We start from the raw sequence: 26,788 nt of genomic DNA on the forward strand, positions 1-26,788 counted from the left end.
TGCGCGCTTATGCGCCAATCGATCTGAAACAGGCGCAGCATGCACTCCCTGTACTTCAGCGCCCTCGCTACCAATTTTGGTTTGTCGCGCAATCAATATAAGATTGGTATTGCAATTGGTGTCAATATAGATCAATTTGGTTGGGGCAAAATAATTAGCGAGGACTCATGAGCGTGGTCTTGAAGGACTTCATCGAGGCGGAAGGTCTGGAGCCCGGGGATCGGTTACCGCCTGAGCGCGATCTGGCGGTTAAACTCGGGCTGCCCCGCACTGCACTTCGACGGATGCTTGCTTCTCTTGAGAAGGAGGGCCGCCTCATCAGGCACGTGGGAAGGGGGACCTTTATCGCTGGCAGCGGGGTTACCTCGACGGCCCTGCGTCGCCCGCCAGGCAGTACGGGAGACACGTTGCGCACGTATCCGGCCGAAGTCTTCGAGGCTCGGCTGATCATGGAGCCCAAGATCGCCGCCTTGGCGGCGTTACGGGCAACCAGCCAGGAAATCGACGAAATGCAGAAGTCGATCGATCGGGGCAGCGCGGCGGAAACCCTGGTCGAATTCGAGAAATGGGACGCCGTCTTTCACCGCATCATCGTCGGAGCCGCGCGCAACGGTCTTCTCGCCTCGCTCTATGAGGGCATTCACACAGTACGAGCGGGAAACCTCTGGGGGAAAATGAAGGAGCAGTCACTAACCCCTGAGCGCATGAAGGCCTATATCGCCAAGCATCAGGCCACTCTTGACGCCATCAAAGATCGCGACAGCAGAGAGGCCGAGCGAAACATGTACGACCACATCGTCGAAGCGAGAGCGAATATACTTGGCCCAAATACCTGAGCACCAGACAGCGATCCTGATTGAAGCGTGTTGCGGCGTCTTCACGTTGTGAGGATGGGGTTCCAATGCGATCCACGCGCCGCAAGGCCGCTCAAGACGCAGCATGGAAATCCTGTTGAATGGCGGCGAGAAGCCAAGATACAAATGGGTCGACCCCAGCCGACTTCTTTGCCAGCGCTGACCGGATGATGCCGTAATGTGAGCCATCTGGCTGAAAGCCGAGTGGCGCGGCGAGGCGGCCTTTGCGGATATCGTCAAGGGCAATGATCTCGGGGCACATGGCCACACCCAGACCGCCGGCTGCCGCCTCCACCATCAGGAAATGATGGTCGAGAAAGCGCGTCGAGCGCGGCTTCGGCGCGTCGGGATTGGCGACGGTCCACTTCCGCCAAGCATCCGGCCGGGTGTTTGCGGCAAGCGCGACATAATCACCGGCCGCAAACCGATCCGTCATGGCGGGATGCATGACAGGACCGACTTGCTCTTCGATCAGCCGTTCGACCTGCCAGTTCGCATCGATGGCGAAATCCAGCCTGCGGATCGCGAGTGTGATACGGTCGCGCGCAAAATCGAAGCCCCCACCACCGACGGAGAGGTGAAGGTCGATCTCGGGATGGCGATCCTGGAACTCCGAGAGACGCGGGATCAGCCAGCGCATGGCGATAGACCGTTCGCAGGAAACGACGATCGGTGGTGACGCGTCGACTTTGCGAATATCCTCCAACGCCGACGCAACGAGCGCCAGAGCGTTCGTCGTCGCCTGCGCGAGGCGCGTACCCTCTCCCGTAAGCCTCAGGCCGCGCCCATCGGGTTCCAGCAAACTCGTTTGGAGGTGTTCGGAAAGTTTGGATACGCGCCGGCTGACGGCACCATGCGTCAGGTTTAACTCAGACGCGGCCGCACGCACGGAACCCAGGCGGGCAACGACCTCAAAGGCCCGCAGATCATCGAGGGAAGGAAGGTCCGAACGCTTCATTGGTGACAACCTATCACCAATACACGTTAGATCATATCGATTTTTCTCTTATAACTTGGTGAGTAGCCTTGTGGTCATGGCAGAAACCATTGACCAGATCAAACACGTTGGCGTCGTCGCAGACGACCTAACAAGCGCGGCGGATGGGGCAATCGCTTTCCTGGAACGCGGCTATATCCCTCGTATATGCAGAATGGGATCGGAGAACACCCATGTCAGTCTCGTCTCCATCGACACCGGCAGTCGCACGCTCGGTGAAACCGATGCCGCGCATGTGACGCGCCAAGCGGTAACCAGGCTCGCAGACAGGCCGTTCCTGTATAAGACGATTGACTCCACTCTGCGGGGCCATATCCGCGTGGAAATTGCCGCCGCATTTGTGGCCAGCGGCCGAGCACGGTTGGTCGTCGCGCCTGCTTTTCCCGCTGCCGGGCGAACGACGATCGACGGGATTCAGTTGCTGCACGGCGAGCCGGTTGCCCAAACGGCGTACAGCCGCGACCCTGTCCATCCCGCCCACACGTCTCGCATCGAAGACTTGATCGAGCCCAGCCTCGGCCCCATCGCTAAAATTTCGGAGCACACCGAGGACGGCGAGATCGGGAAGGCCATTGGCAGCGCTCCAGTGGTCATCGTGGATGCATGCGACCAGGTGATGCTGAATCGTCGGGTTGCGGAGATCGCGAAACACGGCCCGGTGCTGTGGGTCGGCTCGCCGGGCATGGCGGAAGCGCTGGCGACGGTAGTCGAGCGGTGCACAGGCCGGCACACCTTCACGCCCGAAGCCACGCCGCGCCGTGTTCTCGTGCTTGTCGGCAGCGCAAATCCTGTCAGCCATTCCCAGTGCGACGCATTGGCCGCGACAGGTGCTTCAGTCGCAATGCGTGCGACGGATATCGACGAGGCAGCTTCTGTCGTCTGCATCCGTACACCACAGATCCGAACCAGCGACCCGGCGAAGCCTCTCGCCATACTGGTGGACGAGGCAGAGATCGCTTTATCCCGGCATCGATACGACGCCATCGTCGCAACGGGCGGAGAAACGATGCACGCCCTTTTGGAACGGCTCTCCATTCACGCTTTCGATTTGATCCGCGAACTCGAGCCCGGCTTTCCCCTCGGCTGCGCTCCTCTTGCCGATGGACGAATGATGCTGCTCGCCATGAAAGCAGGCGGATTCGGTTCCGCCATGACGCTGCACAATGCCGCCGAGGCCATTCGCCGAATTGGAAAGGAGCCCGCATGAACACCTCCCTGCCGCTCGCCGTCACCATGGGCGATCCATCCGGCATCGGGCCGGAGATCGTGGCAAAGACGATGCTTGCCCGCACCGACCTCCGTCGCAGTGTCGTCATTGGCGATCCGGCCGTGATGACGAAGGCCATCGCCAGCCTCGGCGGCGGTCTGCAATTGAACGAGATCCATGACATCGCCGACGCGAAGCCGGATGGCGCCCTGAATATCCTCGCCGCCTCCCGCATCGAAACCCCACCCGCACTCGGCAGGGTGAGCGCCACCAGCGGCCGTATGGCCTATGATGCCATCGTTGCCGCGATCGAACTCGCCAGCACGGGCAAAGTCGCCGGCATCGTGACGGCGCCGATCCACAAGGAGGCGCTCGCCGCTGCGGGGCTTCCATACCCCGGCCACACGGAAATCCTCGCAGAAAAAGGCGGCGCCGGGCGCGTGGCGATGATGCTCGCCAATGACGATATCCGCACCGTTCTTGTAACGATCCATTGTTCGCTGGCACAGGCGATCCGCCAAGCGGATTTTCCGGCACAGATGTCCGCGATACGCCTCGCCCACCAGGGAGGTCGTGCGTTGGGAATCGCCCGCCCCCGCATCGCCGTTGCCGGGCTCAATCCGCATGCCGGCGAGGGCGGTCTCTTCGGAGACGAGGAAATCCGCATCATCGCGCCCGCCATCGCGGCAGCGCGCGCGGATGGCATAGACGCCAGCGGCCCCTGGCCCGGCGATACGGTTTTCATGCAGGCGCGAAACGGCCGCTTCGACGTGGTCGTCGCGCAGTATCACGACCAGGGGCTGATCCCCGTCAAATATCTCGGACTGGAAAAGGGCGTGAACATCACGCTAGGCCTGCCCTTTGTGCGCACAAGCCCCGACCACGGCACGGCCTTTGATATCGCCGGCTGTGGCATCGCCGATCCGAGAAGTCTCGAAACAGCGATCGACTACGCCCGCCGACTGGCGCAGGCACCGTGCGACCAGGAGGATTGACATGACCCCCATCGATTTCATCTTCATGCTGACCCGCAATGACCGGACGATCCCGGATGCGCTGGCGCAGCTTCCCCTGGTGCTTTCTGCGGGTGTCCGTCATATCGGCTTCAAGGATATCGGCCTGCCCTTTGAGGTGCTTTCCGAGCTTAACCGGGAAATCCGGGCCGCAGGCGCGAAGAGTTATCTCGAAGTGGTCTCACTCGACCGCGCCAGCGAAATCGAGTCGGTGCTCGCCGGCCTCACGCTCGGCGTTGACTATCTGCTTGGCGGCACCCATGTCGACGACGTCCTTCCCCTCCTCAAGGGAAGTGGTATCCGCTACTACCCCTTCCCCGGCCGCATCGCGGGCCATCCCAGCGTTCTGGAGGGTTCCCAAGCGGAGATCGTTGCAAGCGCAAAAGAGCTTGCCGCCCGCGAGGGCGTGCACGGCCTCGATCTCCTCGCCTATCGCGCCGATGTCGATGTCGCTGACCTCATCCGCGCCGTCTGCGACGCCGTCGCGAAGCCCGTCATCGTCGCAGGTTCGATCGACCGCGCCGAGCGCATCCACGCCGTCGTCAGCGGCCGGGCCGCCGGCTTTACGGTCGGCACCGCCGCTCTCGAAGGCCGCTTCCCTGCGGTCATTCCAGGCTTGACTCATCAGCTACTGGCGATCAACTCCATAAAGAACCAGGCGAAAGCGTTAGCCGCGCAATAATGGAGAATGCACGTGGCAGGCGCTCTGAGCATGCAAGTAGGATCCCCGTCTCGCCTCACGTCGACGGTTCGAGCCACCTCGCCATCGATGGTTTTCACGAACAGGGGCAGAAGTACCTACCCGAACCTAAGATAGCTGTGCGCGAGCCCGTTTTTCAAATGCCCGCCATTGCGGCCGGAGGCGCCCCAGCCGACCTTTTTCGCCTCCAGCACGGCGACCTTGGCGCGTGCCCTAGCGAGCTGCCGGGCGGCGCCGAGGCCGGTGAAGCCACCGCCGATCACCGCGACGTCGTAATAGCCATAGACGGGTGCGAAGGCCGGGGCGGTGTCGTGCCAGTAGGACAGGAATTTCATGGCGGTGCGCTTGCTCGCTGCCCTCAGCCCGGTCGTAGCAGGCGAAGTGTTGATGAGATTCTATGGCCGAAACAGGTTCGTCAGCGGCAGGTGCCCCTTCACGACCGGCGATTTCAGCACGACGAAGCTGAAATACTTGTCTATGCCGACCTCCAACTCGACCAGCCGCTCCATGATCTCTTGATATTCGCCGATCCCGGCGGTCACGAATTTCAGGAGGTAGTCGTAGCCGCCCGAGACCACATGGCATTCGATTAGTTGATCGATCTTCTCGACGGCGGCGAGGAAGCGTGTAAAGTCGATCTGCCGGTGGTTCTTCAGCGTCACCTCGGTGAACACCGTTAACGTCTGTCCCAACTTGCCGACATTGATCTGCGCCGAATAGCCCTCGATATAGCCCTCCGACTGCAGCTTCTTCACGCGCATGAGGCAGGGGCTCGGCGATAGATTCACCACCTCCGAAAGCTCCACATTTGTCATTCGGCCATGCTGCTGCAGCACGTGCAGGATCTTGATGTCGATCCGATCTAGTTTCATGGACCTAGCTTTCGCTGATGAGAATAGCGAGCGTATTCGGCTGCCGAGGCAGCCGACGTTACACCTGCGCAACGGCCTTCTTGAGCGCGCTTTCCATGGCTTCGAGGAACCGATCCACATGCTCCGCCTGGCAGATCAGTGGGGGACGCACCTTCAGCGTATCCTCGTTGGCGCCCGTAGTGCTGATGAGAACGCCATCGTCACGCATCAGGTTTACGATATCCAAAGCCATGGCTCGCCGGCTGGCCTCTCCCGCTCCATCCAACCCGATGTCGACGCCGAAGAACAGCCCGGCGTTTCGGACGCCGCGAATACCGGGGTGCAGCTTGGCAAGATGCTCCAACCCCACCCGCAGGCGCTCGCTCATGGCAAGCGCATGCTCGGGGATCCGATCCCGATGCAAAATAGTCAGGACGGCGTCGGCTGCCGCGATCCCGACAGTATTGCCACCGAAGGTGTTTGAATACCGGGCAGTAGCGCCAAAGCGATCCATCGGTGCCTTGCGGCCAACAACCGCGCCGATTGGAAATCCATTGCCCATGGGCTTGCCGAGGGTAACGAGGTCCGGAACAACTTCGTGTCGCTCAAAACCCCACATATGTGTGCCCGTCCGCCCGAATCCCGGCTGAACTTCATCGGCAATCACGAGGCCACCCGCCTCCTGCACCGCCTTGACTCCGCCGGCGATGAAACCAGGCGGGTCCACCCAGACGCCGTCGCTGGAGAAAATGCTGTCGATGAGGAGGGCCGCGACGCCAATGCCACGCCGATTCAAATCGGCGATAGCGGAGCGAACCTGTTCTTCAAAAAATTCCGCAGCTTGCCGGTCCGGCACGCCCGCGGGACCGTGCAGCGACACCATACGGACGGCAGGACTGAGCTTGATGGCGTCGCCCAGATTGGGCGACGCCATCGCCGTGGCCGCGCTGGTGCCGTGATAGGCATGGGAAGAGACAATCACGCCCTCGCTGCCGCTGGTCAGCCGGGCGATCCGGAGCGCCAGATCGTTCGACTCGCTACCCGTGCAGGTGAAGACAACGCGGTTCAGCTCCTCGGGAAAGGTGGCCACGAGCCGTTCGGCGTAATCGACAAGCCTCGGCTCGAGATAGCGGGTATTTGCGCTAATTCGGCTGGCTTGTTCCGCCATGGCAGCGTTGATCTCTGGATTGCAATGCCCAAGAGAGGGCACATTGTTATAGAAATCCAGATAGCGACGTCCGTCGGGGTCGTAGAGCCATATGCCCTCGCCGCGAACGAAATGTACCGGTCGGCGGTATTGGAGCCTGTAGGAGGCTCCGAGTACGCTGTCGCGCCGGGCGATCAGCTCAGATTCGCGGGGGGGAATTGTGGCTTCCCCGGGGGTAAAGCGGTTGGGCATGAGATCTGTGGACATAGCTTTGATCCTGCTTAAGTTTCCACCGCGAGAAGGTCGCGAGTTACCGTACTCATTCCAAGGCGAGTGACGAAACACTCGGAGTGCCTTCGGCAACGCCGAACTAAGGCACCGCGCGATGCACAGCCATCTCCGCCTCCCCGACGCCTAACGCCGATAGGATAGCGAGCCCGCGCTCGGCCCGGGCCACGTTCTTCTTGATATATGCTGCCTCGGCCGGAAACAGCCCGGCTCGCCAGTAGTTGATCAGGATGAGGGCGCTTTGCCGCGCCTGTATCAGCCCGACGAGCAGTTTTGCCTCAAGTGCGGAAAGCGGGCGCACCGAAGCATAACCAGCGATGAGATTTTCTGCGCCCCCCAGAGCCAAAGACGGGTCCGTCACGACGTGGCTTGCCGCAATCGCGAGATCCTGGATCCGTGGGCCCCAGCAACCGTCGCCGAAATCGATGAACGCGACTCCATTATCGGTCAGGAGCGCGTTGAACGGGCTGGGGTCATTGTGCGTGACCTGCCATGCTACCTCGCGCAGCTGCGGCTCGATAAGCTCGACATAATTGCGCATGGCAAGACGCACGGAATCTGCAACGGGTCCTGAAGGCAGATGCTCCTCCAGTTGCATCAGCCTCGGCCAACATCCGACATGCCAAAGGACCGGGCGGTGCATGGCGGGCAACTTCAGAGGCTCGAGAGCCAAACTGAGCCTGCCGAGCGCCGTGCCGACCCGGTAAAGGACGTCCGGAGTTGCGTTCGCCTGGTGCAGCGGCACCCCCGGAAGTCGGGTCTGCAGGTAGCCGCAAATCTCCTCCTCTTCGAACATGAGCGTACCGCCGCTGGTACGCACAATGTGAGGTGCTGCAAAACCGGAGGCGCCTTCCAGCCCTGCGAGGGCCGCAACCTGGAAGCGGAAACTGTCTCTTCCTTCCGGCCGCGCTGACGTTTTGAGGATCAACCGATCGCTGTTGGACAGGGTGACGTCCGCGGTACACTCGACTTCCGAGGACAGGACCATGGTCGTTCCCGTCAGACCGTAGTGGCGTAGTAGCAGCTCACCCGACACGCGCGCTTCCGCCGCGCTTGGCTTTGTCGTCAGAATAGCGGCGGCGGCCCGAAAATACACTTCGGTGAAAGGCATGCCGACCGACTGGGTGCCGTCGAGATGACCCTCGCCGTCGTCCGGAAGCGCATCGTTACAAGCATCCAAGATTGAGACCTCGCACTGTTTGGAGCGGCATGCTCTGCGGCATCCGAGAAGCGACCGTCGAGATGGCATCCATTCCGCGGCACCCAGCCCTGATAAGGTCGGGCGATTTCTGCTGAAGGCGGGCGGACCACCGTCCCGCCTCCAGCACGATTGTCTCGGTCCCAGCTCTGGGAATTACCTCGCTCGCGCTGGGCCCGTGATGCCACCGCCGAACATGGCGGCACCGTAATGGTCCTTCTCGACCCCTCGACACTCCGGCAAACCGAGGTTCGTTATCGGGCCGCTGGAAGAGAGGTTTTCAGATGTAATTCAGGCTTCCTCAGAGCCCGACAACGCCCGGCAATTCCGAGATGCCGGCGATCTCGACATAACCGTAATAGGGATTGGCCGGCTCGTGACCGCGATTGACCCAAACCTTGTTCTTGATCCCGAGGTCATGAGCGGACATCAGATCGTAGCGGAACGAGGAGGAGCAATGCAGTATGTCCTCCGGACCGCAGCCAAGCATATCGAGCATATATTCGAAGGCCCGGAAGTGCGGCTTGTAGGCCTGAGCCTCTTCGGCGGTGTAAACGGCGTGGAAAGGCGCGCCGAGCTTCTCGACGTTGGACATGATCTGCGAGTTCATTGCATTTGACAGGATGACCAGCGGAATCTCCTTGGCCACCTTGGCAAGCCCAGCCGGAACGTCCGGATGCGGCCCCCAGGTGGGAACGCGTTCGTATACCATCTGGGCGTCTTCGTCCTTGAAGTCGACGCCGTTGCGTTTGCAGGTCCTCGCCAGTGCGTTATGGACCACCTCCGCATAGGGCTTCCAGTCGGCCATGACTTCATCGAGTCGGTACGCCGAGAAGTCCGCGATGAATTGCAGCATCTTCTGCTCGCTCATGCGGTCGCCGTAAAGATCGCGTGCCGCCTCCGCCATCTGAAAGTTGATCAGCGTGCCGTGGCAGTCGAAGGTGATGTATTTTGGGCGGAAAGTGGTCATGCGCTTCGTCCTTTTTTGGCGGGGATCTGTTTCCGTATGAACAATCATAAGTCCGCCTCAGCCGCTGTACCGTCCGGATTCCCCGGCTCGTCAGCAGAAAATTCTGGACCAAATGTCAGGTTGGCTCTTTCGATTGCGCGGGGACGGTGATCCCTGCCGCCGAGGCGCCGAGGGCGGAGCCTCCAAGGGACAACAACAACCCGCTTTTCAGCACCTGCCGCAAACTCTTCGTCAAGCGCTCGCTCGGCTCCGGCTATGCCGGCATCGACAACACGCTGTTCTACAAGGACGGCACGATGATGCTCTTCGCGACGCCAAGAAGGTCACCTAGGAGATCGTCAAGGCGTCGATCCTCGGAGGTGCGGGCTCCAGCCCCGTGGCTGTGCTCCAAGGCGCCTCGAGTAATCCTCATAACCGCTTCAGAATGGCTTCTGATGCCTTCTCCGCGATCATGATCACCGGCGAGTTCGTATTGCCGGAGACAATCGTCGGCATGATGGAGGCGTCGATGACACGCAATCGGCCGATGCCGTGCACGCGTAGCTTCGCGTCCACCACTGCCATAGGGTCACTTCCCATCTTGCAGGTACCGACGGGGTGGAAGATGGTCGTCGCAATGTCGCCGGCGCGGCGGATCAAATCCTCGTCGCTGTCGTGCTTGCGGCCGGGAAGCATTTCCTGGGGTCGGAATCGCGCGAGCGCCTTCGTTTCCATGAGGCTGCGGGCGTGCCGGATGGACTTCGCCGCAAGCAGTCGATCGCCGGCGGTGGAGAGATAATTTGGGCGGATCTCCGGTGGCGGTGCCGCATCACGCGCGGTGACATGCGCTGTGCCGCGGCTCTCCGGCCGGAGATTGCAGACGGACACCGTAACGGCGGGATAGCGGTGCAACGGCTCACCGAGCCGGTCCGTACTAAGCGGCTGAACGTGATACTCGAGATCGGCCGTCGCGACGGCCGGATCGCTCTTGGCGAAGATCCCGAGTTGGCTCGGCGCCATGGAGAGCGGGCCGGATCGGCTGATGGCATATTGCAGACCCATGCCGACCCGGCTGAAGACGTTGTGATAGAGCTGATTTAGCGTACGCGCGCCTTCAATCCTGAAGACTGTGCGTATCTGCAGGTGATCCTGAAGGTTCTCGCCGACGCCCTGAAGTTCGTGGTGGACGGGAATGCCAAGGGTGGACAGCAGGTCCGGCCGACCGACGCCCGACAGCTCCAGGATTTTCGGCGAGTTGATGGCGCCAGCCGACAACACCACTTCGCGTGATGCATGAGCGATCCAGAGGCGGCTGCCAAGGCGGAAACGCACGCCGGTGACCATCTTGCCGTCAAACTCCAGCCGTTCGGTCTCGGCCCCGGTCAGGACGCGCAAATTCTTTCGTTTCATTGCCGGCCGCAGGAAGGCTTTCGTTGTGTTCCAGCGCACGCCGCCGCGCTGGTTGACTTCGAAATAGCCGGAACCCTCGTTGTCGCCGCCGTTGAAATCATCTGTCTTCGGGATGCCGAGCTCTTCCGCCGCATCGCGGAAGGCATCGAGGATCGGCCAAGAGAGGCGCTGGCGCTCGACGCGCCACTCGCCGCCCGTCCCGTGCATGGCGGACTTGCCGCGGTAACTGTCCTCCGACTTCAGGAAATAGGGCAGCACGTCGTCCCAGCCCCAGCCCACATTGCCCGCCTGCCGCCAGCCGTCATAGTCGGCAGCCTGCCCGCGCATGTAGATCATGCCGTTGATCGACGAGCAGCCGCCGAGCACCTTGCCGCGCGGATAGTTCAGCGCGCGGCCGTTGAGGCCGGCTTCCGCCGCCGTCTTCATCATCCAGTCGGTGCGCGGATTGCCCATGCAGTAGAGATAGCCGATCGGCACATGGACCCAATGGTAGCGGTCGCTGCCGCCCGCTTCGAGCAGCAACACTCGATTCTTGGGATCGGCCGAGAGCCGGTTTGCGAGAACGCAGCCAGCCGAACCGGCACCGACGATAATGAAGTCATATATGCCTTCGTCGGCCGGCATTTCAGTGTCATGCACGGTCATGCTGCAACTCCCGTCTCCCGGCCTGTGGTTGCCGAAAGCCGCCGCCAAAGCGGGGTCATCGCCTCCGCTATGTCCCTGTAGAGCGCATAGCGGCGATGATAGTGCGCGGCGAGCACGCTATTCGGTCTGTAGTGCCGGTCGACACGTACCATGGCAGCCGCGCCCTCTGTGAAATCGGCGAAGAGGCCGACGCCCGCCCCCGCCGCGATCGCCGCACCCAGCGCGCCCGTTTCCCGCGAGACCGAGACGGAGACGGGAACGCCGAGCAAATCGGCAAAGATCTGCGGCCAGAGGCGGCTGCGCGATCCGCCGCCAGAGAGCACTGCCTCGTCGAAGGACGCGCCTGCCTTGCGGATCGTCTCTATATGCTGGCGATGACCGAAGGCAACGCCTTCGAGCAGGGCACGGATTAGATGTCCCTTGGTGTGCCAGCCGGCAATTCCGTAGAAGCCCGCCCGCGCGTGGCCGTCCCGCTGGGCGCCGTAGAGATAGGGGTGGTAGAGCGGATCATCCGCCGCAGGCTCGACGGCAGCCGCCAGCGCGCAGCAGGCGTCGAAGGGCGAGAGGCTCTCCGCATGCTGCCCCTCGAAGAACTCGCGCACAAGCCATTCGAGATTGGCTGCCGAGGTAGCGCTGTTTTCCATCGCCATGTAGCGGGTGCGATCGAAGGTCGAGGACATGAAGACGGGGCCATCGAGGTCGGGACCGTCGATGATGACCTGGTTGATGCTCCAGGTGCCGGCGATGATCGAGGCACTGCCGGTGCGCGATACGCCCGAGCCAAGCGCCGAGGCGACGACGTCGAACAGCCCGCCGATCACCGGCGTGCCCGCGGCAAGACCGGTCTCTCTCGCCACCGCCTCCGTCACCATGCCGGCGATGTCGGTGCTCTCGATAAGTGGCGGCAGGAGGTCCATGCAATCGGCCAGGCCATAGGCCTCCATCAGCGTTCTGTCATAGCGGCGCGCTGCGAGATCGAGCAGGCCGGCGCCCGACATGTCCGAGACTTCGCTGACGCGGCTGCCGGTCAGGCGGTTGACGACGAAATCCTTGGAGAAGAACACCGTGCCGATGCGCCTGAAGACCTCCGGCCTGTGGCGCTTCAGCCAGGCGAGGAGGGTCGGCGTCTGCGAGGACCAGGGACGCTGACGCGCGATCGGATAGGTCTGCTCGCCGACCCCTTCGGCGGCCCATTCCTCGACGAGGTCGGTCGCCCTCGTATCCAGTGACTGGATGCCGAGCAGCGGCTCGCCGTACTTGTCCAGCGCGTAAAGCCCATTGCCGTGACCGGCGCAGCCGATCGCGGCGATGTCGCTCGCCGCAATCCCCGCGTTGTCGAGGCAGGCGCGAATGACGCGCTTGGCATTGGCCCAGAGCTCGCTGAGATCGCGTTCGACATGCCCGGGGCACGGCATGCGGCTATGCCCCTCCTCCCCGGCCTGCGCCAGCTCCCGGCCCGTCCGATCGAAGATCACCGCTTTGATGACGGTGTTGCCAGCGTCGAGCCCTAACAGATAGTTTTGCATTCTGAGCCCCTCCCAAGGTCTGTGCCGCGCCTCACCCTTGCTGATAGAGTGCGAAGGCCTCCTCACCGCTCGCGTCCTCATGAACGATTGCCATCAGCCCGCGCACCACGGCGCTCGGTTTGGCGTGCTGGTAGATGTTGCGCCCATAGACCATGCCCATAGCACCCTGCCGCATCAAGGCGGCAGACTTGTCGAAGACGGCGCGAAGGTCTTCCTTGCCGCCGCCGCGCACGAGCACCGGGCAGCGCGCCGCTTCGACTACACGATGGAAATCCTCCGGATTCGTCGTCGGGTCAGCCTTGATGATGTCCGCGCCCATCTCGCGGGCAAGCCGCGTCAGCGTGACGATCTTGTCGGCGTCGCCGTCGACCATGTAGCCGCCGCGTTCGGTTACCGGCTGCATGACGAGTGGTTCAATCATCAGCGGCATGCCGTACTCTTCGCAGTGTGCCCGCACGCGCGAAATGTTCTGGACGCATTGGCGGAACAGATCGGGCTCATCCGGCAGCATGAAGAGATTGACCACCACGCAGGCGGCATCCATCTGCAATGCGCCGATCAGCGGTTCGGCCTCGTTCTGCAACACCGCCCACATGTCGCGATGGCGGATGCGGTTATAGGGATTGCCCATGTCGATGCGCATGACGAGAGCCGGCTTGTCCTTGCCGGGAAGGTCCTGCAACAGGTCGGCCTGGCCGTGGTTCATCTGGATCGCGTCAGGTCTGGCATCGACCAGCGCCTTTACGACGGCTGGCATATTCTCCAGGCCATCGAGAAAGGACGGCTCGTTGCACACGCCGTGATCGATCGCCACGTCCAGGCAACGGCCGTCGCCGAACAGTCGGTTCACCCGGACCTTGCGGTTGTGTCGCATAATTCACTCCTTTGTTCGTTCCTTGCGGAAAGGGTTGCCTCCGCGACGCCGTGGCGCTCGCGCATGAGGGTGAGAAAACGGCTGTGCTCCTCGGCCTTGCGCGGCGCCGGCCAGCCTTTTTCGGCTGCAAGCAGGTCGAGCGCGGCCTCGGCCATGTCGAGGGAAAGCTCACCGGTGATGGCGAGTGTCGTGCGTCGGAGGAGCAGATCGTCCAGATGCTCGACCGCCTCCGTGCGGATGAGATGCAGGAGCTCCCGGGCGCTGTAGCCGGCATGGGGCAAGCGGTGGTCCGGCCCCGCCGCGGCGAAGCGGGCGACGTCTTCCGCGTCTGTGCCGTAGCGCTCGAAAAGCGTTGCGGCGCGATCGGGGGAAAGGCCTGTCGAGTCCGACAGGTCACAGATCCAGCCGTTACGGTTTTCTGGGAATGCGCGTCCGCCGCCGAAAGTGCGATCTGCCGTGTCGACGCAGCGGCTATGGCCGAGCCGTTCCAGCGCCATGTCGGCGGCCAGTTCGCCGAAGGATCGGAAAGTCGTCCACTTGCCGCCTATCATGCAGAGCACCGGCGGCCCGCCTTCGCGCGCTTCGAGCAGGGTGCAGAAATGGTCGCGTGGAATGCGGCCGGTGAAGCTGTCGTTGCTCGCCGGCAGCGGGCGTACGCCGGCAAACTGAAAGACAATTTCTTCCGGTCGGATGCGCACGCCCGGCAGCACGAAGGCAAGCGATTGCAGGATATAGTCCCGCTCATCGGCTTCGCACCGCGCAGCATCGGGATCGTCGACGCGGATATCCGTCGAGCCGACCAGCACCTTCCCGAGATAGGGAAACAGAATGCAAATGCGTCCGTCCTCGTTCTCGTAGTAGATCATGTGCCCGTCGAGCATGTCGTGGAGCGCAGGATTGTCGATGATCAGATGCGAGCCTTTCGTGCCACCTATAAGCGGCGCGGGTCGGTCGCCTGCAGGAAACAGTGTAGCGTTTGCCATGTCGATCCAGCCGCCGGTGGCGTTGATGACCAGCCGCGGCTGTATCGCGAGTCTTTCGCCGGAAAGGCTGTCATGCAGCAGGAATTCCCCGGCATCGGCCTGCTCCATCGTCGCGTAGTTCAGGGCACAAGCATTCGCCCCGGCGGACAGAGCGTCGCGCAACAGCTCGACGCCGAGTCGCTCGGGATGACTGACCCAGGCATCGTAATAGGTCGCGGAGCTTAGAACTGCCGAATTGAGCGCCGGCCATTTTTCCAGCGTCGCCTTGCGGCCGCGGAACTGGTGGCGCGGCATCAGCGCACGCTTGCGCGTCAAGAAATCGTATATGCCGAGACCGGCCTTAACGGCGACGGTACCTCGACGGCTGGGGCGGCGGGTGAGACCGAGAAAGCGCACGATGCCGTTGGCAAGACCGGAGAAGACATCGAAGATCGGCACCGTAGTCGGCAGCGGAGCGACATAGTGGGGGGCGTTACGCAGCAGCCGGTCGCGCTCAACGAGCGACTCCCGCACCAGGCTGAACTCACCATTCTCTAGATAGCGCAGACCGCCGTGGACCATGCGCGACAGCGCAGCGCTTGCTCCGGAGCAATAGTCCCCCTTCTCGACCAGCAGCACGCTCGCGCCCTGCAGCGCCAGCTCGCGGAAAACGCTGATCCCGTTGATACCGCCGCCAAGGACGCACACGTCCACCTTCGGGCTTTGGCGAAGCCCGTCCAAAGTCTCTTTTCGGTTCATATGACAGTCCGCTATCCGTCCATGTTGGCCAGCTTCGCCGAAACGGCCGCTTCGATGGCTGCCAGGTCTTCATCGGAAAGCCGCAGCGTGCCGGCCCGCGCATTGTCGAGCGCCTGCGCTGGATTTCGCGCGCCGCATAGGGCAAAGGTCACCCCCGCCTGCCTCAGCGTCCAGGCGATTACCGTCTGAGCGATGCTGGCGTCATGACGCTCTGCGACGGGCCGGATCGCCTCGGCGAAGTCCTTCGCCTTCTTCCGGTTGGGGACGGAGAACCTCGGATTGTCCTTGCGCTGATCGTCGCCGGAAAAGACGCGGTCCGGTCCGATCGTGCCGGAGAGCAGGCCGAGCGCCAGCGAAGAATAGCTGAGCGTGGACACGCGATTGACAATGGTGAGCGGCAGCAGGTCCGCCTCGATCTGGCGATCGATCATGCTGAACCGTTCCTGGATCGCGTCGAGCGATCCGGTGCTGATGTATTGCTCCAGCTCCGAGGGGCTGACGTTGCTGGCGCCGACCGCGCGGATCTTTCCGGCTCGCTTCAACTCTTCCAGCGCCGCTACCGTCTCCTCGATGGGCGTCGTCGCGTCCTGCCAGTGGGTGATATAGAGGTCGATATGATCTGTGCCGAGCCGGCGCAGGCTTTGCTCAACCTCATGGATGATCGAGTTCCGACCTAGGTAACGATGGACTGGCTTGCTGTCCTGGTCGAAGAAGTGGTTGCCTTTCTGCGTATGCCACACGAGGCCGCATTTGGTGGCTATCACCGCCTTATCGCGGCGGCTGGCGATCGCCTTGCCGACGATCTCTTCCGACCTACCTAGGCCATAGGCCGGCGCCGTGTCGATGAGAGTGACGCCGGCCTCGAGCGAAGCGTGAATGGCGGCAATCGATTCCGCCTCATCCGTTCCGCCCCACATCCAGCCGCCGATCGCCCAAGTGCCAAGGCCGACGGCCGATGCCATGACGCCGGAGCGTCCGATTTCGCGGGTTAACTGCTCACCACTCATGCAGAAAATCCTTGCTCGGAGGCAATTTGAAGAATACGCGCTCCGGTCGCCTCGTCGGTTACGAGCGTATTGAGATGGTTGCCCCGCATGACGCTGAGAATTGGGCCCGCCTTGTTGGGTCCGCTCGCGACGCCGATCTTGGTCGGAATCGAGGCAAACTCCTCAAGCGTCAGCGACACCAGCGAACGGTTGAGGCTGTAGTCGCAAACTCGGCCTCGTTCGTCGAGCAGGTGGGCGAGCAGTTCGCAGGTCGCGCCGGAGCGTTCGATCGCCGCCCGGTCGGTGCTGGAGGACGGGTGCAGATCGTAGTAGCTCGAGTCGTCCGTCAGGATTGAGCCTATGCCGACCACCGCCACCTTCGCCTCGCGCGCCCGTTTGAAGACGTCGGCGACGGAACGCATGTTGATCAGCATCGCCCGCTGCTCGGCATCGTCGGCAAAGAGGGGTGCGTGGATCTGGTAGGAGCGCCCTCCGAGCCGGTCGGCCATCAGGGTCGAAACATGATTGACATCGGTATAGTGCTTGCCCTGCACGCAGCCCGTCGCCGGAATGACCTCGACATCGAAACGATGCGGCGGCTGCAAACCGGCGACGACGGCGCTCACTCCTTTGCCGCCAGTGATGCAGATGGTGTCGCCGTCGCCGATCTCATCCAGCAGCAGGCGGGCCGCCGCCTCTCCGACAGCCTGAAGCGCGGTCTGCGGATTGTCGGAGATGGTCGGCACAACGACCGCACGGCCGATTCCTCCGAGCGCCAGAAGCCGTTCCTCGAGGTCGACCAGCGGCTCGACCGGGGACTTGATCTTGATCTCGACCAGACCGAGCTGGCGGCCCCGTTTGATGAGGCGGTTAACGGTGGCTTGCGAAATGCCGAGCTGGTCGGCGATCTGTGCCTGCGTCAGGCCCTCCATATAGTGCAGGACGAGCGCCTGGTGCATCTGGCGGGCGATGACGATCTCCTCGCGCGCGGCTGTCGTCCGGGGTTTCAGCTTGGTGATTGGCATGTCAGGCGGCCTTCCGCTTGTGCAGGAAATGGTCGATGGAAACGGCAGCGAGCAGAATGCACCCCTTGATCATGTCCTGCCAATAGACCGAAACGTCGAGCAGGATCAGCGAGCTGGTGACGACAGAGAGAAGCGCTATGCCGAGGATGGCGCCGAGGATCGTGCCGGAGCCGCCATTGAGCGAGGCGCCGCCGATTACCGCCGCCGCGATGATGTTGAGTTCCATGCCGACGCCGAAGGTGGGGGTCGCGGCGCCGAAGCGGGACATGTAGATGACGCCTGCAACACCGGCGAGCGTGGAGCAGAGCACCGTCACCCAGAATTTCACCTGATTGGTCTTGATGCCGGAATAGAGCGCCGCCTTCTCGTTGCTGCCGGTGTAGAAGACCTTTCGGAACGCGGTCGCCCGGCGCAGCAAGAAATCGAACAGGATGACGACGGCAACGAAGATCAGGATGACATAGGGGACGCCATAAAACGTGCCCTGCCCCATCGCCTTGAAGCCCGCCGGCAGCGTGAACAGCGAAAGCGGCGTGCCCTTTGTGACGATGAGGCAAAGGCCGCGCACGATCACCATGGCGGCGAGCGACGTGATAAAGTGGTTGAGGCCCACGACCGTCACGAAGAAGCCCATGATACCGCCGATAGCGCTACTCACAACGATGCCGACGAGCGAGGCCATCCAAGGGTCGAGACCGGCGAGGAAGAGCGTGCCCGAGAGCACCATTGCAAAGCAGACGACGGAGCCGACCGCGAGGTCGATGCCACCGACGATGAGCAAGATCGTCATGCCCACGACGACGATGCCTTCAACCGAAAAACTCATCAGCATGGCGCGGAAGTTGCCGAGTGTCAGGAAGTGCGGCGAGGCGAAGCTCATGACCACGCAGAGCGTGAGGATGATCGCGATCAGCCCCGCCTCGCGCATCCTGCCGATGCGTTTCCAGGAGGATGTCTTCGTCGCGCCTGCCACCATCGTGTCGATTGCCATTCCCGTCCCTCCCACGTTCTCGTCACCCGGCATGGTTTGCCGCCTTTGCCGTCCCCACCCCTGAGGCAAGGCGGATCACGGCCTCTTCCGTCATCTCGTCGGCGCCGAGTTCACCAGCGATGCGGCCCTCCCGGACGACGAGCACGCGGTCTGAGAGGCCGAGCAGCTCCGGCATTTCCGATGAGATGAGGATGATGCCGATGCCCGAGCGGGCAAGCTCGCGCAACAGCCGGTGGATCTCGGCCTTTGCGCCCACATCGATGCCGCGTGTCGGCTCGTCCATCAGAATGACCTTCGGCTTCACCGCGAGTTGCTTGGCGATCGCAACTTTCTGCTGGTTGCCGCCGGAGAGCGATTTTGCGGGTGCCTCGATTCCGCCCATCCGGACCGCAAGCCGCCGGGCGAGACCCTCGGCAAGCGCAGCCTCCGCACGTGCGTTCATGAGACCGACTGAATTCGTCATCGACTTCAGGTCCAGCACCGACATGTTCTTCGCGATCGACATCTCCAGAAACACGCCGGAGCCCTTGCGGTCCTCCGACAGATAGACGATCCCGGCCTTCACGGCATCGGAATAGGAATTGAACTTCTGCGTCTTGCCGCGCAGGCATACTGTGCCCGCCGTGCGCGCTCGAAGCCCGCAGATCGCCTCGGCGATTTCCGTGCGGCCGGATCCGATCAGGCCGCCGATGCCAAGAATCTCGCCCTTGCGCAGCGCGAAGCTGACGCCATGAAGACGCTCGCCGTCACTGATGGTGTCCACCTCGAAGATCGGCTCGCCGGACGCCTCACCGGGCCTAAGCTTCTCCGGATAAAGCTGCGTGATCTCGCGACCCACCATATGGCGTACCACGTCATCCGGCGTGATGTCGGCAATGCGGTCGGTGCAGACGTAACGACCGTCGCGGAACACGGTGACGCGGTCGCAGAGGCTGAATATCTCGGCCATGCGATGACTGATATAGATGATCGATATGCCGTTCGCCTTGAGGTCGCGGATAGTCGAAAAGAGCTGCTGTGCCTCGCTTTCGGTCAGCGCCGCGGTCGGCTCGTCCAGGATCAGGACCCGGCAGTCGAGCGTCAGAGCCTTCGCGATCTCGACGAGCTGCTGACTGGAAATCGGCAGATCGGCGACCTTGCGGCCGACGTCGATTGCAGCCAGCCGGTTCATTACCGTCTGCGCCGCGCGTTCGAGCGCGCGGTAGTTCATGAAGGGGGCACGGCGGCGGTTGGTCGCCGCCATGAACATGTTCTCCGCGACTGTCACATCCGGGCAGAGCGCGATTTCCTGATGCACGAGCCCAATGCCGAGTGATTGGGCGACGGCTGGCGAGGAGATCCGCACGATCTTCCCGTCCATGCGGATCTCACCCTCGGTTGGCTGCAGTACGCCGGCGATGATGTTCATCAGCGTCGACTTGCCGGCGCCGTTCTCGCCGCACAGCGCATGGATCTCACCGCGTTCGAGCATGAAGTCGACGTCCGTCAGCGCCTTCACCGCACCGAAGTGCTTGGTGACATGATGAATGGTCAGCACAGGCTCCGCCATCGTGTTCCTCCCCTCCCCCGAACCATCCGCGCTATGTGGCGCGGATGGCTTGAATCCGGGGTTACTCCTCGATGCCCTTCGTACCGCGACGCTTCAGGTACTTGTCCCAATAGAAGTCGTCGGCATTTTCGGCCGTCACGATGGAGAGGCCGTTGTCGACGACGGGGATGCTCATCGGGTTGAAGCCGGAGCGCTTCGCGTCGTTCATCGGATCGATCAGTTCCGGATGCTTGGCAAGCCAAAGCAACATGAAGCCCATATAGCCCTGCATGCCCTGGTTCGGGTTGATCGAACCGAAGACCTCGCCGGCCTTGATCATGTCGAGGATATTTGCGTTGACGTCCGCGCACATGACGAGGACCTTTCCACCGCCTTCCTTGTTGGCCTGCGCGGCGCCGATCGCCGAATTCGCTTCCGGCATGAAGACGGCGCCGAGGTTCGGATTGGCCTGGATAATACTATTGAGGCCCTGATAGGCCTTGGTCGGATCCTGGTTGGAGGCAGCGCGGCCGACCAGCTTCATGTCCGGCCACTTTTCCTCCATGCGGCCGATGAAGGCCGCGATGCGCTTGTCGTGATTGTCCTGGCCCGGGTTCTCGAGAACCGCATATTCACCCTTGCCGCTCATCTTCTCGGCGATCGCGTCGGCGGCATAGATGCCTTCGCGGGTGTTGTCCGAAGTGATGAACGACACGCGCTTGGAAAGCGGCGAGTCGGCCGCGAAGGTTACGACTGCCGTGCCCTGGCCGATCGCCCGGTTGATCGGCTCGATGAATGGGTCGGAGTTCATTGGATGGACGAGAATGCCGGCCGGGTTCTGTGCCAGTGCCTGATCGAATGTGGCGATCTGTTTGTTGACGTCATATTCCGGCGTGCCCGTATATTCCGTCTCGCAGCCGAACTGCTGGCCCGCCTGCTTGAACATTTCATAGACCGGGAACCAGTATTCGACGCCAGAGACCATGACGTTCATGACGTATTTTTCGCCGGGCTTGCAGCGGAACGGGTTCTCTGTCTCGGCGGCCGCGGAATCGGCAAAAAGCGTTGCCGCAAGGACCGCCATTGCGGTCGTGCTGAAAAAAGTGCGCAAGTGTCCTCCTCGAGGCCGAAGCCCCTCCCAAAAATCCCGAGGGCGCCAACCCGACGCCGATCTCAGTGAAGACCGGATTTCCTCCTCGAAGTCCGGTATGGACAGCTAAACGCAAAGCGCTTTGCCTGTCAATATAATTCACTACATGAATTATAATTCACCGACGGCCGGTGACATGACAGGCGTCATCGATCGAGGCGCAAGCGATGGAATCGCCGGCTCTATCATCTCGGTCCCTAGGTGAGCTTGTCCGTCTAGGTCAGATGCCGCCCTTCCCCAAAAGCCACCGCCGCGAACGAGAGTCGTTGAAGTGAGGTCGTCAGGACCGTCTTTGGATGCGGATGAGGTCAGGAATTTACGCTAGTTTCAGTACCGTCGCCGCGCAGAGGTGCTCCTGAGCAGAGCCGGAGTGTGACTGCCACGGGTCTCCGCAAATGGCATCGATGCCTCTATACAGGCATCGATAAATGATAGCCTTGCCACCTCGGCTGTCTGAAGCCTCGACAACGCCGCACGGCAATCCCTGACTGCTTGGTAGTAACGTCTTCCATGGTTTGGCCACTCGTTCTCGAGGAAGTCGAGGGCGTCATACGGGCCACAGAACCGTCGCTCTATGCCGTTTTGCAGTCTTACCGAAAGGGCTATTCGCCAGGGGATCTCCTTCATTGAGATCTCCCATCTATGAACCTGCTATCCAACCAGGAGGCGCACGTGTCGTTCCACCGCGCGAGCCGTTAGTCCGATTCCGTACGCTGGACGAGCGAGGATGGAGCAATCTCGATTCGTGCCCTACTTTACATACCGCACACTAATGGCTTGCGCATTGATGACCTGCCCCTCGGCAAATGCTCCGAGGGGCTTTTTTAGCTCCGAAGATGAGCGCTGAAACATCTATTGGCGCGACTTGGAACTTCGTTCCGGACTCAGAAAAGCCCTGTCATAAGCCGCTGATATTCCGCTTCCGGCTTACCATAGGCGTCCCGGGCGAACTCCTCGAGGGCCTGTCTGTTCCGGATGATGATGTTCCCCCTGACCGAGCGAATGAAGCCGTTTCCTTCCAAAATATGCAGCGCGGTGGTGACGCTTGGACGACGAACGGCGAGCATCAGCGAGATGAACTCGTGTGTCAGAGGAATTTCGTCGCCTGAGACACGGTCATGACACATCAGCAGCCACCTCGCCAATCTCTCGTCCACCCCGTGCACGGCGTTCGAAATGGCAGTGTAGGTCAGCTGAATCGAGAAGGCCTCGATGCACCGGATCATGACCTTTGCGAAGTTTCGGTTACGATCCATCCACTTCCGGAATGCGGTGAACTCCATCCGGTAAGCATCTCCTTCGATCTGCATGATGACGTCGTGGACGCTTAGCTCAACACCCATCGCCGCAGAGGTTGGAATGTAACCTTCACGCCCGAAGATGCCCGCCTCTGCTCTGTTGCCTTCCGGCGTGGAGGCGACCAGCGAACCGATGCCGGATGTGAGATAGTAGACATGCTCGATGGGATCGCCGGCCGTTGCCAGCAACGACCCTCTCGCCACATTGACGGGGTCGAGATCGGGCGCGATCTGGCGATAGTCGGGCTCGGGGAGCAGGGTTAACAACTGATTGTTGATTGAGGCTTGGGAAGGAACTGCCATAGCCGTTCCCCTAGGCTGCGGAGCCAGGCACCGCGGCGCCTCGCCGCCCCGCTCAGCTCCGACCGAAACGGACCGCACATTAGCATGGAGGCTGCCCGTCGCCAATCTACAGAGGCACCGTCGCCCATCAGACTCGTCTCCTCGTTCGTACGGTTCCGGACCCTTGATCCGCCAGGCGCTCTAATGACTCGCCATATTGGTGAAGGGGCGTAGACTTTGCGCCGACACCGACCGGCGTTGCCCGGCACAGAGGAAAAGCTGATGAAATCCGAGCGAGTTTGGAGCTGCGACCCAATCGGGCCTGACGAGCTCAAGATGATCGAGAAAATTTTCCGAAAGGAACTGCAAGTACGGGCTCTGCCGCTGAAGTCGGAAGAAGCTCACGTCCTTGCCGCGAAGCTGATCGAAGCCTATCAGTCCGGGATTCGCGACACCACGGGTTTAGCCGCCGCAGCGAAGCGGTGTTGAGGGGCCCTGCATGCCGATCAGTCTGGCGCTGAGGCCCTTAGGCGTCGATGGATGATCGCAAAACTTCTGCTGATGTTGTTGGCTGTGACGACTATCGGCTATGTGTCCCTCCTCGGCGTGACGTACATCTCCCAGAGAGCCCTCCTCTATCCCGGTGCGCAACAGGCGCCTGGGCACGCAAGCTGGGGCGAGACTGTCTATATTAGGACGCCCGATGGAGAGAGAGGCTTTTCGGACTCTACAGCCGGGGCGAACCCCGCAAGCCGGCCGTGCTATTCTTTCTTGGCAACGCTGACCGGATCGACAACTATAGCTTTCTCGCCCAAGCGCTGGCCTCACGAGGCATCGGCCTGCTGGCAATTTCCTATCGCGGCTATCCCGGGTCGACCGGGACACCGAGCGAGGTAGGCCTACTCACCGACGGAGTTGCCGCATTCGACTGGCTTGCTGCAGGATCTGAAGGCCCGATCATTGTGCTCGGCCAGTCTCTGGGAAGCGGCGTCGCCGTCGATACTGCGCGGCGCAGACCGGCTATCGCCGTCATTCTCGTTTCTGGCTACCTGTCGGTGCTATCGCTCGCTCAGACGATTTACCCCTACTTCCCGGTTGCACTCCTTATCAAGGATCCGTTCCGCTCCGACCTGAGAATAGCAGAGGTCAGGCAGCCGAAGCTGTTCATCCACGGTCGGCGTGACGCTGTCATTCCCCTCTCTTCGGGCGAGGCGCTATATGAAATCGCACCCAAGCCCAAGCAAATGCTGATCTACGACGGCTCCGGCCATAATGACCTCTGGGACGCCCCGATGGTCGACGACATTATCCGGTTCTTGGAGGGCTTCAACGAGCTCTAGTACCATATCTGAGGGAGCGGACGGCCGCTTTCAGAGTTTCGGTTGATACATTTTACGATTTTCGAAGCAAGAACATATAAATCGCGGCGACTTTCCGCTTCCGGCGCAAATGCCGACATATAATCCGTTCTCAACCTACTGCGACGAAACTGAACCGGACAGATCGACCCGAAGCCGTCGCCGGCGACAGTCCGAGAGAACGTCCCCTGTCGGCCCCGAAGCGGCCTTTAGCTGGCGTTGCTACCCTGCGTCAGCCGCTGTCACTGGCTCTCTGTCAGAATGGCATATTCGATTGCCGAGGAGACCCCACCGTTGAGGGTCGAGAACGGCGGAACGATGTTGCGGGCATTGCGGCAGACGAAGAGATCTCCGGGCCCGGCTTGCGTGATCGTCTCGGGCATCACCCGGCTATCGGCGCAGGATATCATCAAAGCCTGGGGTTGCTGGCCTTCCCTCGCCAGCTTGGGGTAAAGCGCCGATTGGTTGGGAAACACCGCGCCGCGAAAACTGGAGATACCTTTCAGGAGATCACCCATGTTCGGATCCTCTTTCTGGCCGAACGTAGAACTGGGAGGAATGTCTCTCGTCCGGCGGGTTGCAGAAGCGATCTGTTCGCAGGCGCGAAAAAGAACAGCAAAAGGGTGCAGCGCAACCAGCCGCTGCCAAATCACAACCAACAATGCGTAGGGCGTGCATGCGGCCCCCCCGACTGGGGGCGTTCCGGACGACACATTATGCGATCTTCTTGGCCCAGAACGCGAACAACCCGTGCACCGGGCTCGTGAAGAGCGGCTCCACTCGACCCACCTGTGCCGCTGACGGCGACACCTGGAAGGACCGGATTGGCGTCCGAGCCGACCTTCGCCGCAGGTAACCTGCGTGACTGTCTTGCGCCTTCAAGTCGGCCGTAGAACCGGCAGCAGGCCAATGCCTACGAGCTTGCGACGCCCAAGGCCGCACACTCGACGAGACATGCGACCACGGTTCCCCACCTACCTAGCGCCGGTTCGTGAGGATCACCGCACGTCAAACGGTGCCGCGGACCTATTCAACGAGAAAAGCCGCAATCCAGCGCAAGCGCATCCCCGTGACCTATAGCGGCTGCAACCGATTTCAGACGACCTCCACGAAGGCGATCGCTTAGCCGGTTATTCGATTCCTCTGCAAACGGCGTTAACGCGGAGTAATGGGGGGAAGACGCATGAATAGGATCGAACCTCGTTTGCGAGATGGCACTGCTGAACTTCAGGCAAAGAGGAGGCGGACATACTCAACATTCTGAGGCAATAGACCAAGTTTGAGATGGCGTTTGGGGCGGCTTCATTGGAACCGGCAGGCTGTCGCCGGCTAAAACTTTCTCGCCCCATCAACTGGTTCGCGCTCAGGCACTTCCTGTGCTGCTGCAGGGCCGAGGGAATTCGCCGCTTTTAAGTCCGCCTGTTGTTCACGATCGACTGGTAAGACGCGCAGCGCTGTAGTCGCGGAGCCACGACATTCAAGCCGACACTTGGGTCAGGGCGTTCCGCGCGACTGGTGCGGAGCGAGGCGAAACCAGCGTCGCTTCCAAGTAGCGCGACGCCGCCTCCGTCCGATTGCGCACTTTCATCTTCTGGTAGATGTTGCGGACATGCACCTTGACGGTGTTTTCGGCAAGCCCGAGACGATCTGCGATGATCTTGTTCCGTGTGCCCTTGCATACGAGATCGAGAACCTGGATCTCTCGCGCGCTCAGGAGGCTTGGGGCAATGTCGGCCTCGCGTTCCATATTGATATCTTCCGAAATCGCCTGTTTTTGCGCGACAACGCCGCCCCCTGCGAGCGCTCTCGGCACCAGACACCGAAGCAATGCAGCGGGAAAATGCTCGCCGCCCTTCATCAAGAGATCGATGGCGCTGAGGCATACGTCGAGATTGAGATTCAGGGGCAGGACGCCTTGAAGCAACCCTTCGTCGACAAGTTCCGCAATTGACGAGTCGAGTTCGTCCGCATTCTGCACCATCAGGCCGATCGCAGCATTTGGATGGAGCTCGTGAATCGTCCTCATGATTGATGGAAATACTGCCGCCGGCAGACGATAGAGCATGATCAGGCTTACGCCGATAAGATTGCTGGTCAAAAGACCCTCGGTATCGGGAAGGCTTACGACGTCTTGACCTTGAAAACGCATGCTGATCGCCTGCGTCAGACACTCGGACAACAGATCGGCCTTGGCGAGAATGACGACCTTGTTTTTCTTCGGCAACGCCTTATTGCGCTCTTCAGTATTGCTCAGGGTCGAGCTCTTGCGTTCCATTTTGCCCTCCTTAGCACTCTCAGATCTTGCTGATTACGTGTTGATACTATTCGACCTCATGAAAAAGAAATTTAATTATTGAACTGGCACGCTCTTGAACAATCAATACTTGGTCTAATTGTGTTTTATCGATACTATTAACGAGCGCCATTGTCATTATCGCTAAGTTCCGATAGTTATCGCACCGTTCATTTCTACTCACGATGGACTAGCTCAGATCGCCGTCAACCAGAGTATGGCGCCTAATGAGCGCGCTCATTCGGTCAGAATGCTGCGTCAACGCTCGCCTCACGGTAATTGCGGTTCAGAAATCCCCGAAGGTTCAATCGGGCAGCCGCGCGCCGCGTCTGCCGTCGCACCCGAGAAGAGTGGCCGGATGCGCGGGAATTCCCGGGCTGCGGAACGATTGCCTTTTGCCGCCTGTTGTGACGCGCCCGGAGCAAAGCAGTTTTTTCACAAGGAGAGACGTCGCGCCCCAAAATACCCTTCGATCCTGCCGGGATTGCCGCGCAGGA

22 protein-coding genes and 4 pseudogenes are annotated in these 26,788 nt (G+C 61.4%); 7 read left to right on the forward strand and 19 right to left on the reverse strand.

Going from position 1 to position 26,788, the window contains the following annotated elements; all coding sequences use genetic code 11:
• Positions 1-167: 167 nt before the first annotated feature.
• Positions 168-836: an FCD domain-containing protein gene (locus SS05631_RS13550; protein ID WP_037426681.1), complete on the forward strand. Its 669-nt coding sequence runs from the start codon at positions 168-170 to the stop codon at positions 834-836.
• A gap of 91 nt (positions 837-927) precedes the next feature.
• On the opposite strand, the gene SS05631_RS13555 is transcribed toward SS05631_RS13550, so the two are convergent.
• Positions 928-1,812 (reverse strand): LysR substrate-binding domain-containing protein, encoded by an 885-nt coding sequence (locus tag SS05631_RS13555; protein WP_037426679.1) that lies wholly within the window; start codon positions 1,810-1,812, stop codon positions 928-930.
• 76 nt (positions 1,813-1,888) lie between these two features.
• On the opposite strand from SS05631_RS13555, the gene SS05631_RS13560 reads away from it, so the two are divergent.
• From SS05631_RS13560 to SS05631_RS13570, 3 genes are read left to right on the forward strand one after another with little or no spacing between them, the layout of a single operon-like run.
• The gene (locus SS05631_RS13560; protein WP_037426677.1) at positions 1,889-3,058 is read left to right on the forward strand and encodes a four-carbon acid sugar kinase family protein; all 1,170 of its coding nucleotides are present in this window, start codon (positions 1,889-1,891) and stop codon (positions 3,056-3,058) included.
• A complete protein-coding gene (pdxA, locus tag SS05631_RS13565; RefSeq protein WP_037426675.1) occupies positions 3,055-4,053 on the forward strand; it encodes a 4-hydroxythreonine-4-phosphate dehydrogenase PdxA in 999 nt (332 codons plus the stop codon). Before SS05631_RS13560 ends, pdxA begins: the two co-directional genes overlap by 4 nt.
• A 1-nt stretch (position 4,054) precedes the next feature.
• Positions 4,055-4,753 (forward strand): 4-hydroxythreonine-4-phosphate dehydrogenase, encoded by a 699-nt coding sequence (locus SS05631_RS13570; RefSeq protein ID WP_037426673.1) that lies wholly within the window; start codon positions 4,055-4,057, stop codon positions 4,751-4,753.
• 128 nt (positions 4,754-4,881) lie between these two features.
• Here SS05631_RS13570 and SS05631_RS13575 read toward each other — a convergent pair.
• From SS05631_RS13575 to SS05631_RS13595, 5 genes and pseudogenes are all read right to left on the reverse strand, one after another.
• Positions 4,882-5,106 (reverse strand): annotated as a pseudogene (locus tag SS05631_RS13575) (FAD-dependent oxidoreductase); the annotation flags it as partial.
• Between the two features lie 60 nt (positions 5,107-5,166).
• Positions 5,167-5,643, reverse strand: coding sequence for an Lrp/AsnC family transcriptional regulator (locus SS05631_RS13580; RefSeq protein ID WP_037426669.1), 477 nt, complete (start codon positions 5,641-5,643; stop codon positions 5,167-5,169).
• Between the two features lie 58 nt (positions 5,644-5,701).
• Positions 5,702-7,036 carry an aspartate aminotransferase family protein gene (locus SS05631_RS13585; RefSeq protein WP_037426666.1) on the reverse strand — a complete coding sequence of 445 codons (1,335 nt, stop codon included), beginning with the start codon at positions 7,034-7,036 and terminating at the stop codon, positions 5,702-5,704.
• 103 nt (positions 7,037-7,139) lie between these two features.
• Entirely contained in the window at positions 7,140-8,168 is a 1,029-nt protein-coding gene (locus tag SS05631_RS13590; RefSeq protein WP_244412413.1) for a phosphotransferase, read from the reverse strand.
• 388 nt (positions 8,169-8,556) lie between these two features.
• Positions 8,557-9,225, reverse strand: a complete 669-nt coding sequence (locus SS05631_RS13595) for a haloacid dehalogenase type II (protein ID WP_037426663.1) — start codon at positions 9,223-9,225, stop codon at positions 8,557-8,559.
• Between the two features lie 212 nt (positions 9,226-9,437).
• Between SS05631_RS13595 and SS05631_RS31030 the strand changes: the two are divergent.
• A pseudogene (locus tag SS05631_RS31030) lies at positions 9,438-9,556 on the forward strand (NAD(P)(+) transhydrogenase (Re/Si-specific) subunit beta); the annotation flags it as partial.
• Between the two features lie 77 nt (positions 9,557-9,633).
• On the opposite strand, the gene SS05631_RS13600 reads toward SS05631_RS31030, so the two are convergent.
• From SS05631_RS13600 to SS05631_RS13650, 11 genes are all read right to left on the reverse strand, one after another.
• Positions 9,634-11,259, reverse strand: a complete 1,626-nt coding sequence (locus tag SS05631_RS13600) for a GMC family oxidoreductase (protein ID WP_037426660.1) — start codon at positions 11,257-11,259, stop codon at positions 9,634-9,636.
• Positions 11,256-12,785 carry an FGGY-family carbohydrate kinase gene (locus SS05631_RS13605; protein WP_095677996.1) on the reverse strand — a complete coding sequence of 510 codons (1,530 nt, stop codon included), beginning with the start codon at positions 12,783-12,785 and terminating at the stop codon, positions 11,256-11,258. Before SS05631_RS13605 ends, SS05631_RS13600 begins: the two co-directional genes overlap by 4 nt.
• A 31-nt stretch (positions 12,786-12,816) precedes the next feature.
• Positions 12,817-13,659: a class I fructose-bisphosphate aldolase gene (locus SS05631_RS13610; protein WP_037426643.1), complete on the reverse strand. Its 843-nt coding sequence runs from the start codon at positions 13,657-13,659 to the stop codon at positions 12,817-12,819.
• The gene (locus SS05631_RS13615; protein WP_037426640.1) at positions 13,632-15,380 is read right to left on the reverse strand and encodes a glycerol-3-phosphate dehydrogenase/oxidase; all 1,749 of its coding nucleotides are present in this window, start codon (positions 15,378-15,380) and stop codon (positions 13,632-13,634) included. The genes SS05631_RS13610 and SS05631_RS13615 overlap by 28 nt, the downstream gene beginning before the upstream one ends.
• An 11-nt stretch (positions 15,381-15,391) precedes the next feature.
• Entirely contained in the window at positions 15,392-16,387 is a 996-nt protein-coding gene (locus tag SS05631_RS13620) for an aldo/keto reductase (protein ID WP_037426638.1), read from the reverse strand.
• Positions 16,384-17,391, reverse strand: coding sequence for a sugar-binding transcriptional regulator (locus SS05631_RS13625; RefSeq protein ID WP_037426634.1), 1,008 nt, complete (start codon positions 17,389-17,391; stop codon positions 16,384-16,386). The genes SS05631_RS13620 and SS05631_RS13625 overlap by 4 nt, the downstream gene beginning before the upstream one ends.
• A 1-nt stretch (position 17,392) precedes the next feature.
• Positions 17,393-18,382, reverse strand: coding sequence for an ABC transporter permease (locus SS05631_RS13630; protein WP_037426630.1), 990 nt, complete (start codon positions 18,380-18,382; stop codon positions 17,393-17,395).
• Between the two features lie 22 nt (positions 18,383-18,404).
• Positions 18,405-19,931 (reverse strand): sugar ABC transporter ATP-binding protein, encoded by a 1,527-nt coding sequence (locus SS05631_RS13635; RefSeq protein WP_037426628.1) that lies wholly within the window; start codon positions 19,929-19,931, stop codon positions 18,405-18,407.
• A 61-nt stretch (positions 19,932-19,992) separates the two neighbouring features.
• On the reverse strand, positions 19,993-21,021 hold the full coding sequence (locus SS05631_RS13640) for a substrate-binding domain-containing protein (RefSeq protein WP_037426624.1): 1,029 nt from the start codon (positions 21,019-21,021) through the stop codon (positions 19,993-19,995).
• 366 nt (positions 21,022-21,387) lie between these two features.
• Entirely contained in the window at positions 21,388-21,687 is a 300-nt protein-coding gene (locus SS05631_RS13645) for a DUF982 domain-containing protein (RefSeq protein WP_083854326.1), read from the reverse strand.
• A 257-nt stretch (positions 21,688-21,944) separates the two neighbouring features.
• Positions 21,945-22,661, reverse strand: a complete 717-nt coding sequence (locus tag SS05631_RS13650; protein ID WP_037426622.1) for a Crp/Fnr family transcriptional regulator — start codon at positions 22,659-22,661, stop codon at positions 21,945-21,947.
• A gap of 261 nt (positions 22,662-22,922) precedes the next feature.
• Between SS05631_RS13650 and SS05631_RS13655 the strand changes: the two genes are divergently transcribed.
• Both SS05631_RS13655 and SS05631_RS13660 read left to right on the forward strand, forming a co-directional pair.
• Positions 22,923-23,129, forward strand: coding sequence for a hypothetical protein (locus tag SS05631_RS13655; RefSeq protein WP_037426620.1), 207 nt, complete (start codon positions 22,923-22,925; stop codon positions 23,127-23,129).
• A gap of 51 nt (positions 23,130-23,180) precedes the next feature.
• A pseudogene (locus tag SS05631_RS13660) lies at positions 23,181-23,980 on the forward strand (alpha/beta hydrolase).
• A 275-nt stretch (positions 23,981-24,255) separates the two neighbouring features.
• Here the strand turns inward: SS05631_RS13660 and SS05631_RS13665 are convergent.
• Both SS05631_RS13665 and SS05631_RS13670 read right to left on the reverse strand, forming a co-directional pair.
• Positions 24,256-24,516: pseudogene (locus tag SS05631_RS13665) on the reverse strand (carbonic anhydrase); the annotation flags it as partial.
• Positions 24,517-25,475: 959 nt separating this feature from the next.
• A complete protein-coding gene (locus SS05631_RS13670) occupies positions 25,476-26,273 on the reverse strand; it encodes a response regulator transcription factor (RefSeq protein WP_037426191.1) in 798 nt (265 codons plus the stop codon).
• Between the last annotated feature and the right edge of the window lie 515 nt (positions 26,274-26,788).

The organism is Sinorhizobium sp. CCBAU 05631 (assembly GCF_002288505.1).
GTDB classification, from domain to species: domain Bacteria; phylum Pseudomonadota; class Alphaproteobacteria; order Rhizobiales; family Rhizobiaceae; genus Sinorhizobium; species Sinorhizobium fredii_C.

Excerpts from the sequence above, each read along its gene's own strand:
- SS05631_RS13550 (WP_037426681.1), top strand. The coding sequence starts at position 168 with ATGAGCGTGGTCTTGAAGGACTTCATCGAGGCGGAAGGTCTGGAGCCC.
- SS05631_RS13555 (WP_037426679.1), bottom strand. The coding sequence starts at position 1,812 with ATGAAGCGTTCGGACCTTCCTTCCCTCGATGATCTGCGGGCCTTTGAG.
- SS05631_RS13560 (WP_037426677.1), top strand. The coding sequence starts at position 1,889 with ATGGCAGAAACCATTGACCAGATCAAACACGTTGGCGTCGTCGCAGAC.
- pdxA (WP_037426675.1), top strand. The coding sequence starts at position 3,055 with ATGAACACCTCCCTGCCGCTCGCCGTCACCATGGGCGATCCATCCGGC.
- SS05631_RS13570 (WP_037426673.1), top strand. The coding sequence starts at position 4,055 with ATGACCCCCATCGATTTCATCTTCATGCTGACCCGCAATGACCGGACG.
- SS05631_RS13580 (WP_037426669.1), bottom strand. The coding sequence starts at position 5,643 with ATGAAACTAGATCGGATCGACATCAAGATCCTGCACGTGCTGCAGCAG.
- SS05631_RS13585 (WP_037426666.1), bottom strand. The coding sequence starts at position 7,036 with ATGTCCACAGATCTCATGCCCAACCGCTTTACCCCCGGGGAAGCCACA.
- SS05631_RS13590 (WP_244412413.1), bottom strand. The coding sequence starts at position 8,168 with ATGCCTTTCACCGAAGTGTATTTTCGGGCCGCCGCCGCTATTCTGACG.
- SS05631_RS13595 (WP_037426663.1), bottom strand. The coding sequence starts at position 9,225 with ATGACCACTTTCCGCCCAAAATACATCACCTTCGACTGCCACGGCACG.
- SS05631_RS13600 (WP_037426660.1), bottom strand. The coding sequence starts at position 11,259 with ATGACCGTGCATGACACTGAAATGCCGGCCGACGAAGGCATATATGAC.
- SS05631_RS13605 (WP_095677996.1), bottom strand. The coding sequence starts at position 12,785 with ATGCAAAACTATCTGTTAGGGCTCGACGCTGGCAACACCGTCATCAAA.
- SS05631_RS13610 (WP_037426643.1), bottom strand. The coding sequence starts at position 13,659 with ATGCGACACAACCGCAAGGTCCGGGTGAACCGACTGTTCGGCGACGGC.
- SS05631_RS13615 (WP_037426640.1), bottom strand. The coding sequence starts at position 15,380 with ATGAACCGAAAAGAGACTTTGGACGGGCTTCGCCAAAGCCCGAAGGTG.
- SS05631_RS13620 (WP_037426638.1), bottom strand. The coding sequence starts at position 16,387 with ATGAGTGGTGAGCAGTTAACCCGCGAAATCGGACGCTCCGGCGTCATG.
- SS05631_RS13625 (WP_037426634.1), bottom strand. The coding sequence starts at position 17,391 with ATGCCAATCACCAAGCTGAAACCCCGGACGACAGCCGCGCGCGAGGAG.
- SS05631_RS13630 (WP_037426630.1), bottom strand. The coding sequence starts at position 18,382 with ATGGCAATCGACACGATGGTGGCAGGCGCGACGAAGACATCCTCCTGG.
- SS05631_RS13635 (WP_037426628.1), bottom strand. The coding sequence starts at position 19,931 with ATGGCGGAGCCTGTGCTGACCATTCATCATGTCACCAAGCACTTCGGT.
- SS05631_RS13645 (WP_083854326.1), bottom strand. The coding sequence starts at position 21,687 with ATGAAGGAGATCCCCTGGCGAATAGCCCTTTCGGTAAGACTGCAAAAC.
- SS05631_RS13650 (WP_037426622.1), bottom strand. The coding sequence starts at position 22,661 with ATGGCAGTTCCTTCCCAAGCCTCAATCAACAATCAGTTGTTAACCCTG.
- SS05631_RS13655 (WP_037426620.1), top strand. The coding sequence starts at position 22,923 with ATGAAATCCGAGCGAGTTTGGAGCTGCGACCCAATCGGGCCTGACGAG.
- SS05631_RS13670 (WP_037426191.1), bottom strand. The coding sequence starts at position 26,273 with ATGGAACGCAAGAGCTCGACCCTGAGCAATACTGAAGAGCGCAATAAG.